Annotated in this window: 17 protein-coding genes; 12 read left to right on the top strand and 5 right to left on the bottom strand. The window is 51.4% G+C overall.

The window, feature by feature from the left end; all coding sequences use genetic code 11:
- The first annotated feature begins 108 nt into the window (after positions 1 to 108).
- Complete coding sequence (locus BQ6873_RS04740; RefSeq protein WP_076591622.1) at positions 109 to 408, top strand: hypothetical protein; 300 nt, start codon at positions 109 to 111, stop codon at positions 406 to 408.
- 107 nt (positions 409 to 515) lie between these two features.
- On the opposite strand, the gene BQ6873_RS04735 is transcribed toward BQ6873_RS04740, so the two are convergent.
- Together BQ6873_RS04735 and ompR are read right to left on the bottom strand one after the other, a co-directional pair.
- The gene (locus BQ6873_RS04735; RefSeq protein ID WP_076591621.1) at positions 516 to 1,883 is read right to left on the bottom strand and encodes a sensor histidine kinase; all 1,368 of its coding nucleotides are present in this window, start codon (positions 1,881 to 1,883) and stop codon (positions 516 to 518) included.
- A 30-nt stretch (positions 1,884 to 1,913) separates the two neighbouring features.
- Positions 1,914 to 2,681, bottom strand: a complete 768-nt coding sequence (gene ompR, locus BQ6873_RS04730; protein WP_076591620.1) for an osmolarity response regulator transcription factor OmpR — start codon at positions 2,679 to 2,681, stop codon at positions 1,914 to 1,916.
- A gap of 170 nt (positions 2,682 to 2,851) precedes the next feature.
- On the opposite strand from ompR, the gene BQ6873_RS04725 reads away from it, so the two are divergent.
- Complete coding sequence (locus BQ6873_RS04725) at positions 2,852 to 3,175, top strand: hypothetical protein (protein ID WP_076591619.1); 324 nt, start codon at positions 2,852 to 2,854, stop codon at positions 3,173 to 3,175.
- A 126-nt stretch (positions 3,176 to 3,301) separates the two neighbouring features.
- Here the strand turns inward: BQ6873_RS04725 and BQ6873_RS04720 are convergent, their stop codons facing one another.
- Genes BQ6873_RS04720 through flgA form a run of 3 tightly spaced genes read right to left on the bottom strand, consistent with a single transcriptional unit; the run spans position 3,302 to position 4,920 of the window.
- A complete protein-coding gene (locus tag BQ6873_RS04720; protein ID WP_076591618.1) occupies positions 3,302 to 3,781 on the bottom strand; it encodes a flagella synthesis protein FlgN in 480 nt (159 codons plus the stop codon).
- Positions 3,782 to 3,786: 5 nt separating this feature from the next.
- Positions 3,787 to 4,146: a flagellar biosynthesis anti-sigma factor FlgM gene (flgM, locus tag BQ6873_RS04715; protein WP_231949279.1), complete on the bottom strand. Its 360-nt coding sequence runs from the start codon at positions 4,144 to 4,146 to the stop codon at positions 3,787 to 3,789.
- A 57-nt stretch (positions 4,147 to 4,203) separates the two neighbouring features.
- Positions 4,204 to 4,920 (bottom strand): flagellar basal body P-ring formation chaperone FlgA, encoded by a 717-nt coding sequence (gene flgA, locus BQ6873_RS04710; RefSeq protein ID WP_076591617.1) that lies wholly within the window; start codon positions 4,918 to 4,920, stop codon positions 4,204 to 4,206.
- A gap of 187 nt (positions 4,921 to 5,107) precedes the next feature.
- On the opposite strand from flgA, the gene flgB reads away from it, so the two are divergent.
- The 10 genes from flgB (at position 5,108) to flgK (ending at position 14,458) form a co-directional block, all read left to right on the top strand.
- On the top strand, positions 5,108 to 5,527 hold the full coding sequence (gene flgB, locus BQ6873_RS04705; protein WP_076591616.1) for a flagellar basal body rod protein FlgB: 420 nt from the start codon (positions 5,108 to 5,110) through the stop codon (positions 5,525 to 5,527).
- Positions 5,528 to 5,529: 2 nt separating this feature from the next.
- Positions 5,530 to 5,937 (top strand): flagellar basal body rod protein FlgC, encoded by a 408-nt coding sequence (gene flgC / locus BQ6873_RS04700; protein WP_076591615.1) that lies wholly within the window; start codon positions 5,530 to 5,532, stop codon positions 5,935 to 5,937.
- An 18-nt stretch (positions 5,938 to 5,955) separates the two neighbouring features.
- Positions 5,956 to 6,633 (top strand): flagellar hook assembly protein FlgD, encoded by a 678-nt coding sequence (gene flgD / locus BQ6873_RS04695; RefSeq protein WP_076591614.1) that lies wholly within the window; start codon positions 5,956 to 5,958, stop codon positions 6,631 to 6,633.
- Between the two features lie 30 nt (positions 6,634 to 6,663).
- Positions 6,664 to 7,917 (top strand): flagellar hook protein FlgE, encoded by a 1,254-nt coding sequence (gene flgE / locus BQ6873_RS04690; protein WP_076591613.1) that lies wholly within the window; start codon positions 6,664 to 6,666, stop codon positions 7,915 to 7,917.
- 92 nt (positions 7,918 to 8,009) lie between these two features.
- Entirely contained in the window at positions 8,010 to 8,750 is a 741-nt protein-coding gene (gene flgF / locus BQ6873_RS04685) for a flagellar basal-body rod protein FlgF (RefSeq protein ID WP_076591612.1), read from the top strand.
- A 69-nt stretch (positions 8,751 to 8,819) separates the two neighbouring features.
- Positions 8,820 to 9,602 carry a flagellar basal-body rod protein FlgG gene (gene flgG / locus BQ6873_RS04680; RefSeq protein ID WP_076591611.1) on the top strand — a complete coding sequence of 261 codons (783 nt, stop codon included), beginning with the start codon at positions 8,820 to 8,822 and terminating at the stop codon, positions 9,600 to 9,602.
- 26 nt (positions 9,603 to 9,628) lie between these two features.
- Positions 9,629 to 10,300 (top strand): flagellar basal body L-ring protein FlgH, encoded by a 672-nt coding sequence (locus BQ6873_RS04675; protein WP_076591610.1) that lies wholly within the window; start codon positions 9,629 to 9,631, stop codon positions 10,298 to 10,300.
- Between the two features lie 80 nt (positions 10,301 to 10,380).
- The gene (locus tag BQ6873_RS04670; protein WP_231949422.1) at positions 10,381 to 11,451 is read left to right on the top strand and encodes a flagellar basal body P-ring protein FlgI; all 1,071 of its coding nucleotides are present in this window, start codon (positions 10,381 to 10,383) and stop codon (positions 11,449 to 11,451) included.
- Positions 11,452 to 11,458: 7 nt separating this feature from the next.
- Complete coding sequence (gene flgJ / locus BQ6873_RS04665; RefSeq protein ID WP_076591609.1) at positions 11,459 to 12,406, top strand: flagellar assembly peptidoglycan hydrolase FlgJ; 948 nt, start codon at positions 11,459 to 11,461, stop codon at positions 12,404 to 12,406.
- 111 nt (positions 12,407 to 12,517) lie between these two features.
- The gene (gene flgK / locus BQ6873_RS04660; RefSeq protein WP_083664388.1) at positions 12,518 to 14,458 is read left to right on the top strand and encodes a flagellar hook-associated protein FlgK; all 1,941 of its coding nucleotides are present in this window, start codon (positions 12,518 to 12,520) and stop codon (positions 14,456 to 14,458) included.
- Positions 14,459 to 14,466 lie beyond the last annotated feature (8 nt).

Genomic DNA, 14,466 nt, shown 5'->3' with positions numbered 1-14,466 from the left:
AAACGGACTGTATGCAGGCATGCCCAGCATGGGCATAGCAGGATAAGTCGGGAAACAATCGGTTGCGCCTATTTGGCGTATACTAAAGAGACAGGAGTGATTACAACTATGGCATCTTTCTTTTTCAGCCAACAGGCTCAAAACTGGCAACAACTATTCCGCCGTCATCAATCTGGCGGATTTTTCTCGCGTCTGATCGCGTGGCTGGTGTTGGGCTTAGTCCTGGCGGCAGGATTGCTTGTCGTCGTAACGGTCTTGTTGCTGAGCTGGTTGCTGATTCCAGTTTTGCTGTTCAAAAAACGTAAAGCAGCGAAGGCTCGCTTTACCGCTGAGCGCGCTTATCAGCAATCGCGCAATGACATCATCATCGAAGGTGTGATTACCGAAGTAAAAGACGAAAGAGTCTGAATTTAAATTCAGCGTTCTGATTGCAGGAACGTGAATCTAAAATAAAACGCACATCCTCTTGAAGAGCATGTGCGTTTTATTTTGCCTGCTGCGATAGTGTGATGCTTCTATGTAGCGAAATGACCGTATCGTTTTTTCGCATTGTGCAGCACGATTTGTATGGCCAGACCACCGCCATTCCGATTCGAGAGTTGTAATTTTCCACCGTGTCTCTTGACGATACGATCGACGATCGCCAAGCCCAGTCCTGCACCATTTGCTTGTCCGCGTGCGCTATCCATCCGTGTGAAGGGACGCAGCAATCTGTCGATTTCCGCTTCCGGTACACCAGCGCCATGATCGGCAACTTCAACAATGACTTTGTCGCCTTCCACATGGCAGGATAGATCGATTTCTACAAAATCAGTGCCATCCGCTTTGCCATAGCGCCGCGCATTCTCAATCAGATTGCTAACGACACGTTTGATGTCAATGGCATTGCCGAGCACGGTGATGTTGTCGTCGATCTTGCTGGTGATACGTACGTCAGTCAAACGCGCTGCTTCATGCGCAGTGCTGGTGATCAGCGCTGTCATATCAACGGGTTGGAAATGTGTGCTGTCGGCCGGCTTTGCATAGTCGAGGAACTGGCCGATGATGGCATCCATCTGCTCCAGATCGGACTGCATGCCTTCGCGTGCCGCATCTGGCAATCGCGCCAATTCTACTTCCAGTTGCATGCGTGCGAGTGGCGTACGCAGATCATGCGAGATGCCGGCGAGTACAACGGTGCGATCAGATTCCACGCGGTTGAGATCGTCCACCATTTGATTGAAGCTGTGATTGGCTTCGCGAATTTCTGTCGGGCCGCGTTCCGGTAATGGCGGTGGACGCTGTCCATTGGCGATGGCACGTGTGGCGGCGGTCAGGCGTGCCAGCGGTTGATTGATCAAGCCAGAAATAATCATCGCGCCGATCAACGATAACAATAGCGTTGCTGCACCCCAGCCGACCCATTGCGCGCCGGAGCTGCCTTCGATTCGATCACGATCCAGCATCAGCCAGTATTCGTCATCGGAGATCGTGAAGCTGACCCAGAATCCGGCAACATCGTTGACTGTACGTGCAAAACGCGTGTCTTGCCCCAGACCGGCACGCACATGTTCCTGGATGGTGCGCATCAAACTGTTATTGGTAGGTGGCTCGACGCGATCGGTATCCTCCAGCGGATACACGCGGATGCCTTCGTTGCTTGATAGATCGAACAGGAGTTCGCGGCGTAAATCAGGTGCGGAGTGAGTCAGCGCAGCGCGCGTGATGGTGACGACAGAGATCACTTGTGCTGCAATTTGATTGGCGCGTGGGGTTTGTTCAACGACGCGATAGCTGGCAACCCACGCAGCCATACTGGCTGCGATCACAAAAGCGAGCAGGAAAAAAGTGCGCCAGAACAGGCCGCTTTTAATCCAGTTCAGGCGATTTGATGTGGTGGGCATCCTTTGCGTTTTCAGTCGGCCAGCGCTACCTTAGCGCGGCTTGCCTTCTGGAATGAAGACATAGCCGAGACCCCACACGGTTTGAATATACAGCGGCGTGGAAGGGTCAGGTTCTATCAGTTTGCGCAGGCGCGAAATTTGCACATCCAGGCTACGATCGAATACTTCATATTCGCGGCCACGCGCCAGTTCCATCAATTTTTCACGAGAAAGAGGTTGACGTGCATGACGTGCAAAGACTTTCAACACAGAAAATTCGCCGGTAGTCAGCGGTATGGTTTCATCATTTTTCTTCAGCGTGCGTGTGCCTAGATCGAGCACGAACTCGCCGAAGGTAAAGGATTGCGGTGTCTCGGATGGTGCGCCAGGGATTTCGTCTGGGGCGACACGGCGCAAGACGGCGCTGATGCGCGCAACTAATTCGCGTGGATTAAAAGGTTTGGCGAGATAATCGTCGGCGCCCATTTCCAGGCCGACGATGCGATCGACATCTTCGCCTTTGGCTGTGAGCATGATGATAGGTGTTTTGTCGCCGGCACCTCGCAGACGTCGGCAGATCGACAGGCCGTCTTCTCCCGGTAACATCAGGTCGAGTACCAGTAAATCGTAGCGTTCACGCAGCCAGAGCTTATTCATGGCTTGCGCATTCTCTGCGGTGACTACATTGAATCCCTGCTCGGCGAGATAGCGGCGCAGCAGATCGCGCAAACGCAGATCGTCATCTACTACCAGAATTTTTGTCTGGTGAGAATTGGTGGAGTGGGCCGTGTCCTTGCTGGGTGGATTTGTCGTATTCATTTTGCTATGGTAACGTCAGAAAGACTTCTCGACATAGCGAGGAGTGTAGGCATTACAAAGTGTTACAACCTTTACGGAAATGAACTTAGGGCTTGAGGCAAAGCAGCATAAACTTTGTGCATGGTTAATAAATATTTGCCAGGCATCCAAAAGTGCTGCGGAAGATGATGATGAATATAACATTGAAAAGAATGGGATTGGTATTGCTGCTGGTCAGTACGTTTGCTGGTACGACGGCGGTTTTTGCACAGTCGCGTTTTCAAAGCAATACATTCGGTTCCTACGTGCAAAACGATCGCAATAGAGGCGAGCAGAATCGCGGTGGCGATGATGGACGTCGTCAGCAAGCCGAGCGCAATTACGATAACAACCGCAATATGGAAAGACAGCAGGACCAGTCGCGCCGGGATGGACGTTTGTCTGCAGATGAGCGACGTGCCTTGCGTCGCCAGATCGATGAAGCCGGACGCGATATTTATGCGCCGCGTCGATAGGTAGTATTTGCCTGTACGGGATTCTGATTCCGCAAAAAGAAAAAGCCACCAAGATGTTTGGTGGCTTTTTCTTTTAAAACTTCTGGCGCGCTTTTCTAGAGATAGACCTGCGAGCGAGTGTGCGCTTTAACCAGTTACGATATGGCGGCTGACGGTTTTGTTTGCGGTTTGGCCGTTAGGGCCGTAGACGCTGCTGCCTTGCACGTTGCCGTGCTGCAAAATGTTGAGTACGTTTTGATTGCGCACCATTTGTTTGTTGATCAGCGTCCCGTTGACGCGATTGAGTTCTTTGGCCTCTTCAGCCAACTCTATGAGTTCATGCCAGGATTTGCTCGTGGTTGCCGAGGCGCCGGAGCTTTCCAACCAAGTCTTCATGCTGGATTCTTTTGCTTCGAAACCTGCTGCAGCCAAGGCTTTGTGGCGACCTGTTGCCAGCTCAGTCATGTGCGCGGCTGCTTTGGCTTTCGCTTCGGTCAGAGCAGAGATGCCATCGATATCAGCGGCAATCAGGTGCTCTTGTTCCAGCTTCAATAATTGCGTCAGAGCACGAACGGCTTTGTGTTCTTCACTCAAACTATCTGCAGGGCTGGTACCGAACGAATCCATGTTTATTAACCTTTACGTGCGGAGATCAGGTCTTTTACCGTATCCATCAATCCGTCGGCAACGCGTTCTGCATTCACCTGGAATTGACCACCGGCAATCGCTGCCTTGATCTCATCAACTTTTTTAGCATCAAATACGCTGGCACTGGAAACTTGACTTGTCAGTGCCTGCACCTGTGTCGACAACGTTACATTGGAAGAGGCCGCGCCAGTATCAGCTTTCTCCGGCGCCTTCCCAGCACGAGTTTGCGTTGCTGCAACGCCTACTCCTGCGATTTTCTTACTTGCGTCATTAATTTTCACGACATCACCCCGTTTGGTTTGCGGCAAAACGCCTATCTCTGCTTGGTCTATCGGCGTAATCACGGCAAACTTTAGTCCTAAATAGGTGAAACGTAAAACATTGTGTATTAATTTATGTTGCTAATACGTTAACTCTACTATCCCGCCCAACTTCGCAATTCCGCTCACAACCTGGCCTGCCGGTGTGCGTACTTGTGTCAATTGCCCTTCGTTTGCATTGTTCAAGGCGCGTGCTTCGCTGGATACGCTGAAGCCGTCACCATTAAAAACGACGCGTACTGCCTGACCTTGCTGTATCGCCTGCTGATTGCGTAAAGCGTCCTGGCGCAACGGTGAGCCTAATGAAATGGTGGTGGCTGCGGTACGGCCGATTGCCAGCGATGCGTCAGTAATGACGCCGGACGGCAAATTAGTCAGGTCGCCCTTGACCTTGGCGATATCGCCCTGGGTGATGGTTTGTCCTTGCGCTAATGGTGCGGCGGCGGCGATGTATTCACCATGTACCCGCACCTGCGCTGAAACGTAAATAGTCCACGCCGATGGCGCGTTACAACGTATGCCTACCGTCGTTTTCCCCCAAGCCTTGCTGGCTGGCGGCAAAAATCCTTCCGGCACAGTGCAAGCCGGCAACTTCATGCGGGGATCGATCGCCCCGACCGTTACCTGTACTTCGCCAGGCAATCCGGTTGCCTGTGTACGTAAGAACTGTTCAGCCGTCTGTTTCAGCACAGCCAGATCCTGACGCGGCTCAGCGGCGGTCTGTGCCAATGCTAGTTGCGTAGGCAATGAAAGCAAGGCGGAGAGAGCGGCGATAGCGATGTGGAAAGAGTGTTTCATGGCGGCCAATGTAGTGATTGCTCGATCATGGTACTGATTTCGAGCGCAGGTAAAGCCGGGAATAGCATGGATTTTTGTCTTCTTATCGTTTGATCGAAGCGTAGGGGTGCTCCGTATGATCGACGCTATACAAATCCATTATCAGTGCAAGGTAGCCAATCCTTGAATGCACACTTCGGAGGTCGTAATGATCGGAAAACTTGATGACTTGATGCGCTTTCAGGAGACGGCACTGAGTTTGCGTGCGCAACGCCAACAATTGCTGGCATCGAATATTGCGAATGCGGACACGCCTAACTTCAAGGCGCGTGACATCGATTTTAACAAGGCCTTGCAAGGCGCGCTAGCACGCAGTACTGGCGCGGCGGCATCGCCGAATGAATTGGCTAAAACATCGACGACGCATTTGTCATCTAAGGTGTTGCCAACCTTGGGTGGTGCGCCGCTACTGTACAGCAATACGCAGCAGGGCAATGTCGACGGCAATACCGTGGATATGGATGTGCAGCGTAATCAGTTTACTGATAACGCCATGCGCTACGAGGTCGGCCTGACACTTGTCTCGTCGAAGATCAAGGGAATGCTTACCGCCATCCAAGGACAATAACCATGTCGCTATTTAATATTTTCAACGTCGCCGGTTCGGCCATGAGTGCGCAAAGTCAGCGCCTCAATGTGGTATCGAGCAATATCGCCAATGCGGAAAGCACGACCAGTGCAAACGGCAAGACGTATCGCGCGAAACAGGTGGAGTTTCAATCGCTGCCAATGAAGGGTGGTGCTACTTCAACTGGCGTCAAAGTCAATCGTGTGGTCGAAGATGCTTCTCCATTAAAGATGGTCTTCGATCCGAAACATCCGAATGCGGATGAAACCGGCCACGTCGCGATGCCGAACGTCAACGTGGTGGAAGAGATGGTCAATATGATCTCCGCTTCACGCTCCTATCAGACCAACGTCGAAACCATGAACACGGCGAAGACGATGCTACTTAAAACGCTGACGCTCGGTCAGTAAAAACAATAAGGACTCATCATGACCGCAGTCAACAGTAATACCACCGTTCTGCCGCAAGCATTGCTGGACCAGATGAATGGTGCCAGCGCCAGCAAAAAAAGTACGGCAGAAGAAGCGCAGGATCGCTTTCTGACCTTGTTGGTAACGCAGATGAAAAATCAGGATCCGCTGAATCCACTGGATAACGCACAAGTCACCAGCCAGTTGGCGCAATTGTCGACCGTCACCGGTATCGATAAGTTGAATGGCACGTTGGAATCTTTGATGGGTAGTTACCAGACCAGCCAATCGTTGCAAGCAGCGAACATGATTGGTCACGGTGTGCTCGCTCCGGGATCGGCTATTAGCCTGACAGAAAGCAAAGGTTTGATGGGTGTTGAATTCCCGCAAGCTGTGGATACGGCAACAGTGACAGTCAAGGACTCTACAGGCAAGGTCGTCCAGACTATCGATCTCGGCAAGCAAACAGCCGGCACGGTGCCGCTGTTGTGGGACGGCAGTATGGCCGATGGCACTAAAGCGCCAGACGGCAATTACACATTTGAAGTCACTGCCAGCCTTGGTGGTACGGCTGTGAAGGTCAATCCACTGCAATTCGGCATAGTCACGACTGTCTCGACTTCGTCCACCGGTGTGCAGATCAATGTACCTGGTTTGGGTGCATTGAATCTCTCAGATATACGTCAAATTCTTTAATGCAGCGGCACATCAACCAGGAGAAATAGAATGAGTAGTTTCCAACAAGGTTTGAGCGGATTGAATGCCGCAAGCAAAAGTCTTGAAGCTATCGGTAATAACGTTGCCAACTCCGGCACCGTAGGTTTCAAGCAATCGCAAGTTCAGTTTTCAGACATCTACGCCAGCACATTGTCTGGTTCCGGTGCAGCGCAGATCGGTATCGGCACCCAGATCGCACGCGTGGCGCAATTATTCAGCCAAGGCAATATCACTGCGTCGAACAATCCGCTGGATATGGCTATCAATGGCGACGGTTTTTTCCGTATGAGCAGCGGCGGCACGATTAGCTATGCACGTAACGGCCAGTTTGAATTGACGAAGGAAGGTTATATCCAGAGCGCATCCGGTGCGCGCCTGACCGGTTATATGGCCGATGCAAACGGTGTGATTCAATCGGGTGCACCGACTGAATTGATCATCAACAAGGCTGATCTGGCTCCGAAAGCAACGACCAAGTACGAACTCAAGCTGACGCTGGATTCGCGCAAGGATGCATTGGACCCGCTCAATTTTAATCCAGATGATCCGGCTACCTTCAGCGATTCCACTTCGGCATCTGTGTATGACAGTTTGGGTAACGCGCATGTGCTACGTACCTTCTATGTCAAGACCGCTGGTGGCGAATGGAGCGTATTTGCAACCAATGACGGCGTACCTATCGGCTACAACTTGCCGACCGATGCAACCAATCCACCAATACCACTGGGAACTATGGATTTCGGTACAGGTGGCGTCTTGGTAGGCACTACGCCAAGTCCATTAGTTGCAGACATGGCTGTGACTACAGGTGCAGCGACGCCTTTCCAGATCGCTATCGATTACAAAGGTACACAGCAATTTGCTCAAACCTTTGGCATTAATAAGCAGCTTCCAGATGGTTATCCGGCAGGCACCTTAACCGGCTTTGATGTTGCCAATGACGGCTCCATCGTCGGGCGTTACACCAATGGCCAGGTAAACGTGTTGGGTCAAGTCATTCTGTCCAGTTTTGCCAATCCAAATGGCTTGCAAAACATTGGCGACAATCAATGGGTGGAAACAGCTGAATCCGGTGTGCCATTGACCAGTACTCCTGGTAGTAGCGGTCTGGGTGCGGTGCAATCGGCGCGAATTGAAGAATCGAACGTCGATTTGACAGCAGAGCTGGTCAACATGATTACTGCACAGCGCTATTACCAGGCCAATGCACAAACCATCAAGACGCAGGATCAGATCATGCAGACTTTGGTGAATTTGCGTTAATGCATTAAGCGATTTGCATTAATGAAGGTGACCAATGATCGGCGTGTTTGTCTTCTTGTCATACGAACACGCACGATCACAGGAGGAATGAAATGGATAGGCTGATTTATACCGCGATGTCGGGTGCCAAGCAGATTCTGGAGCAGCAGGCCACGACTTCACACAATCTGGCTAACGTCTCGACAGCAGGTTTCCGCGCCCAGCTCGACACTTTCCGTGCCGTGCCTGTTGTGAGCAATGGTTTGCCGACACGCACCTTTGTCGTTGACTCTACGGTAGGCACGGATTTCCGTGCTGGTCCGATTCAACAGACGGGCCGCACGCTGGATCTTGCTGTGCAGGGAAAAGGCTGGCTTGCTGTTGAGCGCGCTGACGGTACCGAAGGTTATACGCGCGGCGGCAGCTTGAAGCTGAATGAAAACGGCGTCTTGCAGACTGAAGGCGGATTGAATGTGTTGGCGGATGGTGGACCGATCACGATTCCACCTAACGTGAAAATTTCATTTGCCAAGGATGGCACGATTTCTTCCGTTGACTCCGGCACGACGCCGGGTGCAACGATTGAAATTGCTCGTCTCAAATTGGTTAATCCGGACGAGGCCAATCTCGTGCGCGGTACGGATGGCTTGTTCGTGACCAAAGATGGCCAGCCGGCAGATGTCGATGCCACTGTAGGTGTGATCAGCGGTGCGGTTGAAGGCAGCAATGTCAACGTGGTGGATGCCATGGTCAACATGATCAGCCTGGCGCGACAGTTTGAATTAAACATGAATATGCTGAAGCATGCGGAGAGTAACGCTGCCAAAGCCACTGAATTTCTCGCTTTGAGTTAATGCGAGTACAGGCAAAATGAAGATGGATGCTGAGTCCGTAAGTAGTTTGCCGAAATACTGGAGAAGAAAATGATACGTTCACTATGGATAGCCAAAACAGGTCTGGATGCGCAACAAACGCAGATGGACGTTATCTCCAATAACTTGGCCAACGTCAGTACTACAGGCTTCAAGCGCACGCGCGCTGTATTCGAGGACTTGTTGTATCAAAACTTGCGTCAACCAGGTGCGGCATCGTCGCAGCAGACACAACTGCCATCCGGTTTGCAAATCGGTACCGGTGTGCGTCCTGTTGCAACTGAGCGCATTCATACGCAAGGCAATTTGCAACTGACCAGCAATAGCAAGGATCTGGCGATTCTGGGCGATGGTTTCTTCCAGGTGATGATGCCGGATGGCACCACCGCTTATACGCGTGATGGCTCCTTCCAGAGTGATAACCAGGGACAGATGGTGACGTCCAGCGGTTTCCCGATTCAGCCTGCGATCATCATTCCTGCGAATGCCACTGCGATTTCAGTCAGCCGCGACGGTATCGTGAGCGTCACTGTGCCAGGTACCACAGCGCAGACTCAGGTCGGTACGCTGCAACTGGCGACCTTCATCAATTCGGCTGGTCTGGAGAGCAAGGGCGAAAACCTATATGTGGAAACCACCGCATCCGGCAATCCAACTACGAACAATCCAGGCACCAATGGCGCCGGTTTCGTGCAACAGAATTATGTAGAAACATCGAACGTGAACGTTGTTGAAGAAATGGTCAATATGATCCAGACACAACGTGCTTACGAGATCAACAGCAAGGCGATTACGACGTCGGATCAAATGCTGCAACGCTTGACACAGATCTAAGCAGTCTGGAGCGTAGAGGAGTTGTAATGAAGAGCAAGTTACTTAATCTGATGCTGGTCGCTATCGTCTTTCTCGGCGGTTGCGGCGGCATGCCAGAAACAATAGTGCAGACACCATTGTCGGCGCGACCACAGTCTGCCAGCGCCATTAAGCCAGCGGCAAACGGTGCAATTTTTCAATCGGCTTCCTACCGCCCAATTTTTGAAGATAAGCGTGCGCGTCTGATAGGCGACACGATTACGATCACGATTAACGAAAATAGCTCTGCAGGCAAACTTGCGGGTAGCTCCGGCAGCAAATCCGGTAGCGTGAATGCAGCGGCACCCAGCCTGTTTGGTTTGTTTGGTGGTGTGACTCAGAATCTGAACGCGAGTGCATCGTCGGCTGCGCAATTTGCAGAGAAGGGTGCCGTTACTTCCAGTAATAATTTTGTGAGTACCATCACCGTTACCGTCATCGATGTACTGTCGAATGGCAATCTGGTGGTCGCTGGTGAGAAGCAAGTCTCGCTGGATAAGGGAGCTGAATTTATTCGTTTCTCTGGTGTGGTTGACCCTATTTTCGTGGGTTCCGGCAATATTGTTTCGTCGACTAGAGTTGCCGATGCGCGCATCGAATATCGTACCAATAGTCGTATTGACGGTGCCGAAGTGATGTCCATGATGGCCCGCTTTTTCTTGAGTGTCGTGCCTTTTTAATGCCGATGCTGATAGGACTTTCCATGAATACCGTATCTGTTATATCGCTGAAAAAATCGCTGCAAATCATTGCATGTTCAATGTGTCTGTTGATGCCGTTTGCATCGCAGGCTGAACGTCTGAAGGATCTCGCCAGCGTGCAAGGCGTTCGTCAGAATCAATTGATCGGTTACGGTTTGGTTGTCGGTCTGGATGGTAGCGGCGATCAAACGACGCAAACGCCGTTTACGATTCAAAGCATCATCAGCATGATGCAGCAGATGGGTGTCAACCTGCCGCAAGGTATCAATATGCAGTTGAAAAACGTCGCTGCCGTAATGGTGACGACATCGCTGCCTGCATTCGCACAACCTGGACAAACGCTGGATATCACCGTGTCTTCCATGGGTAATGCCAAAAGCTTGCGCGGCGGTACCTTGCTGATGACGCCGCTCAAAGGTGCTGATGGTCAGATCTACGGTATGGCGCAAGGTAACGTCGTCGTTGGTGGCGCAGGTGCGGCTGCTAACGGTAGCAAGGCACAGATCAACCATTTGAGCGTTGGTCGTATTTCTGCCGGCGCTACAGTTGAGCGTGCAGTGGTAACGTCGTTGGGGCAGGGCGATCTGATTTTTCTGGAGTTGAAGGATAGCGATTTTTCTACTGCCAGCCGCGTGGTTGATGCAGTGAACAAGCGTTTTGGTCCGGAAACAGCCGCAGCACAAGATGGCCGCGTCATTCGTGTGCGTGCACCAATGAGCAATGACGAACGCGTGTCCTTTCTGGGTGCATTGGAAAGCATCAATGTCACACCGGCACAAGTAAGCGCAAAAGTAATTTTGAATGCACGTACAGGTTCCGTCGTGATGAATCAAGCTGTGACACTGGATACCTGTGCGGTATCGCACGGCAATCTGTCCGTCACAATCAATACACAGCCGATTATCAGTCAGCCTGCACCATTCTCCGGTGGACAAACTGTAGTTGCGCAGCAATCGCAAATCGAGATCAACAAAGATCCGGGCAAAGTCATACTTTTGAAAAATTCAGCGTCCTTGGCTGATGTGGTCAAGGCATTGAATTCGATAGGTGCAACGCCGCAAGATTTGCTGGCGATTTTGCAAGCGATGAAAGCAGCAGGTTCACTGCGCGCAGAACTGGAAATTATTTAAGCTCACTATGATTACGCCTGCCGACAATTCGAACAGCAGCCTCGCGATCGATGCCAAGGGCCTCGAATCACTGAAGCAATCTGCGCGGCAGAATTCGCCTGATTCACTGAAGGCGGCTGCCAAGCAATTCGAAGCACTCTTCATGAACATGATCATGAAGAGCATGCGCGAAGCGACACCGCAAGACGGTATTCTGGACAATCAGCAAACCAAGATGTACACGTCGATGCTGGATCAGCAATTGAGCCAGAATCTGGCCAGCCGCGGCATTGGCCTGGCAGATGTGTTGATCCGTCAATTGTCTAGCAATCAGATGAATTCCGCAGTCGCACCTGATGGTGCCGATGCGGCGAAGGATCTAGCTGACCCATCGGCAAGTTTGAGAACGGAAATCATGCGTTCGATGGCGGAGCGCAATGCGCTTGCCGCACAGCGTTCGAATGCCGCTCACGCTTTGCAATCAGGCGGTAGCGTTACTTCAGCTTCTGCCAAACCTGCTCACGTACAGGCCTTCCAGGACAAATTGAGCGCACACGCGGAAGAGGCCAGTCTTACTACAGGCATTCCAGCCAAATTCATGCTGGGACAGGCCGCGTTGGAAAGCGGTTGGGGCAAACGCGTTATCAAGACTGCCGATGGCAGTAGCAGCAACAATCTGTTTGGTATCAAGGCAGGCGCCAACTGGAAAGGCAAAACTGTGGATGCGGTGACCACCGAGTATGTAGATGGCGTCGCGCAAAAACGTGTTGAGAAATTCCGTGCTTATGATTCCTACGCTGATTCATTCCGCGATTACGCGAAGCTGTTACGCAGTAATCCGCGTTACGAAAAAGTATTGGCGAACGCTAGTGACGTGAATGGCTTTGCGCAAGGTTTGCAGCGTGCAGGTTATGCAACTGACCCGAATTACGCCACTAAACTGACAAACCTGATCAATCGTAATTTGTCCGCTTAATCAGTCTTATATTTGCAAGAAATATAACTTTCTTGCATTAACAACATGATCTTCGGCTCAAGTTTTTCACCGATGTGCCGTACATACCAACATAGAGTTAATAAATAAATTATGTCTAATCTTCTCAGCATTGCTCAAAGTGGACTTGCCGCAGCCCAGGCTGGAATTGCTACGACAGGACACAATATTGCCAACCAGGCGACGCCAGGCTATAGCCGGCAGTTGGTAATTCAGGCATCGCTGGGCGGTCAGAATATCGGTGGCGGTTATATCGGCAACGGTACCAACGTAGAAACCGTTAAACGCATCTATAACGATTTCCTCGGCGCGCAAATAATCGGCGCGCAATCCAGCAAAAGCCAGCTGGATACGTATTACGCGCAGATCAGCAAGGTCAACAATATGATGGCCGATTCGGATGTCGGATTGACACCGGTCATTGCAGATTTCTTCAAGGGTGTTGCGGATCTGGTTGCCAATCCAGGTACTGCGTCATCACGTCAGGCCATGTTGTCGGGAGCGGAAGCACTGACTGCACGCTTTCAAAGTATGGATGCGCAATTCCGCGGTATGCGTGATGGCGTGAATGATTCAATCAGCGGTGCCATCACCGATATCAATGCTTACGCCAAGCAGATTGCGCAATTAAATGACGCGATCGCCAAGGCACAGAACGGCACCGGTCAACCACCAAATGATTTGCTCGATCAACGTGATCTTTTGGTCGGTGAATTGGCGAAGCAAAGCAAGGTGTCGGTGGTTAAACAAGATGGCAGTTACAACGTCTTCATCGGTAATGGTCAACCTATCGTGGTGGGGACATCCGCGTATGAACTGACTGCCGTTACATCGCCGACCGATCCTGGCCGTACCGAAGTTGGTTATGTCACAAACGGTAAGACGGTGATCTTGCCGGAAAGTGCATTAGTCGGCGGTAATCTGGGTGGCTTGTTTGAATATCGCAGCAAGACCTTGGATGTGATACAGAATTCACTGGGACGTATTGCGCTTGGATTGGCGGCAACCTTCAATGCGCAACATAAGCTGGGACAAGATCAAAACGGCAATTTGGGCGGCGATTTTTTCAGCATGGCTCCGCCTGTTGTGAATGCCAGTAACAAAAATACCGGTAATGCGAATATTAGTGCCAGTATCAGCGACGTAGGTGCTCTGACGACGAGTGATTATCGTTTGACCTACGATGGCACCAACTATAACGTGACGCGTCTGTCGGATAACGCATCGATGTATTCGAATGCGGCTTTTCCTACAACGGCAATTGATGGCGTGACTTTCGCACAAGGCGCTGGCGCAATGGCTGCCGGTGATGAGTTCGTTATCAGACCGACGATCAATGGTGCATCTGGTCTGAGTGTATTGATCAAGGATGTGAAAGAAATTGCCGCAGCGACGCCGATTCGTACTAACGCACCAACGACGAATACAGGCACTGGCGCGATCAGCGCAGGCACGATCAATTCAAGTTTTACCGGAGCGACGGTTACGCCGGCAGTGACCTTGACGTTTGATGCTGCGACTGGAACCTTGAGTGGTTTCCCGGCCGGTATGCCTGTGACAGTAACGACAAATGGTGTTCCAACGACATTCCCTGCTGGTACGCCAGTCACTTACACAGCAGGTTCCAGCATCTCGTTCGGTGGCGCTGAGATCACGATGACCGGCGCACCAGCCAATGGCGATACTTTCACTATCAGCAGCAATTCAAACGGCGATGGTGATAACCGCAATATGCTGGCATTGGGGCAGCTCCAGACCAAGAATGTCTTGCAGGGCGGCACCGCCAATTACAACACCGCTTACAGTCAGCTCGTAAGTTTGGTCGGCAATAAAACACGCGAACTGGAAACCAATAGTGCTGCCGAAGGTGCATTGCTTAAGCAGATGCAGACGGCGCAGCAATCGGAGTCGGGCGTCAATCTCGATGAAGAGGCAACCAATTTGTTGCGCTATCAACAGGCTTATCAGGCGTCCGGTAAAGTGATGCAGGCAGTCAGCGATATGTTCAATGTGTTGATTTCATTAGGCCGATAAGGATTACA

Origin of the sequence: Herminiimonas arsenitoxidans (assembly GCF_900130075.1) — a bacterium.
Lineage (GTDB): Bacteria > Pseudomonadota > Gammaproteobacteria > Burkholderiales > Burkholderiaceae_D > Oxalicibacterium > Oxalicibacterium arsenitoxidans.
This window is presented reverse-complemented; position numbering and strand designations above follow the sequence as displayed.

Coding starts and splice junctions, on each gene's coding strand:
- flgJ (WP_076591609.1), top strand. CDS start 11,459: ATGATTACGCCTGCCGACAATTCGAACAGCAGCCTCGCGATCGATGCC.
- BQ6873_RS04735 (WP_076591621.1), bottom strand. CDS start 1,883: ATGCCCACCACATCAAATCGCCTGAACTGGATTAAAAGCGGCCTGTTC.
- flgG (WP_076591611.1), top strand. CDS start 8,820: ATGATACGTTCACTATGGATAGCCAAAACAGGTCTGGATGCGCAACAA.
- flgA (WP_076591617.1), bottom strand. CDS start 4,920: ATGAAACACTCTTTCCACATCGCTATCGCCGCTCTCTCCGCCTTGCTT.
- BQ6873_RS04720 (WP_076591618.1), bottom strand. CDS start 3,781: ATGGATTCGTTCGGTACCAGCCCTGCAGATAGTTTGAGTGAAGAACAC.
- flgF (WP_076591612.1), top strand. CDS start 8,010: ATGGATAGGCTGATTTATACCGCGATGTCGGGTGCCAAGCAGATTCTG.
- ompR (WP_076591620.1), bottom strand. CDS start 2,681: ATGAATACGACAAATCCACCCAGCAAGGACACGGCCCACTCCACCAAT.
- flgD (WP_076591614.1), top strand. CDS start 5,956: ATGACCGCAGTCAACAGTAATACCACCGTTCTGCCGCAAGCATTGCTG.
- flgK (WP_083664388.1), top strand. CDS start 12,518: ATGTCTAATCTTCTCAGCATTGCTCAAAGTGGACTTGCCGCAGCCCAG.
- flgB (WP_076591616.1), top strand. CDS start 5,108: ATGATCGGAAAACTTGATGACTTGATGCGCTTTCAGGAGACGGCACTG.
- BQ6873_RS04740 (WP_076591622.1), top strand. CDS start 109: ATGGCATCTTTCTTTTTCAGCCAACAGGCTCAAAACTGGCAACAACTA.
- flgC (WP_076591615.1), top strand. CDS start 5,530: ATGTCGCTATTTAATATTTTCAACGTCGCCGGTTCGGCCATGAGTGCG.
- BQ6873_RS04670 (WP_231949422.1), top strand. CDS start 10,381: ATGTGTCTGTTGATGCCGTTTGCATCGCAGGCTGAACGTCTGAAGGAT.
- flgE (WP_076591613.1), top strand. CDS start 6,664: ATGAGTAGTTTCCAACAAGGTTTGAGCGGATTGAATGCCGCAAGCAAA.
- BQ6873_RS04675 (WP_076591610.1), top strand. CDS start 9,629: ATGAAGAGCAAGTTACTTAATCTGATGCTGGTCGCTATCGTCTTTCTC.
- BQ6873_RS04725 (WP_076591619.1), top strand. CDS start 2,852: ATGAATATAACATTGAAAAGAATGGGATTGGTATTGCTGCTGGTCAGT.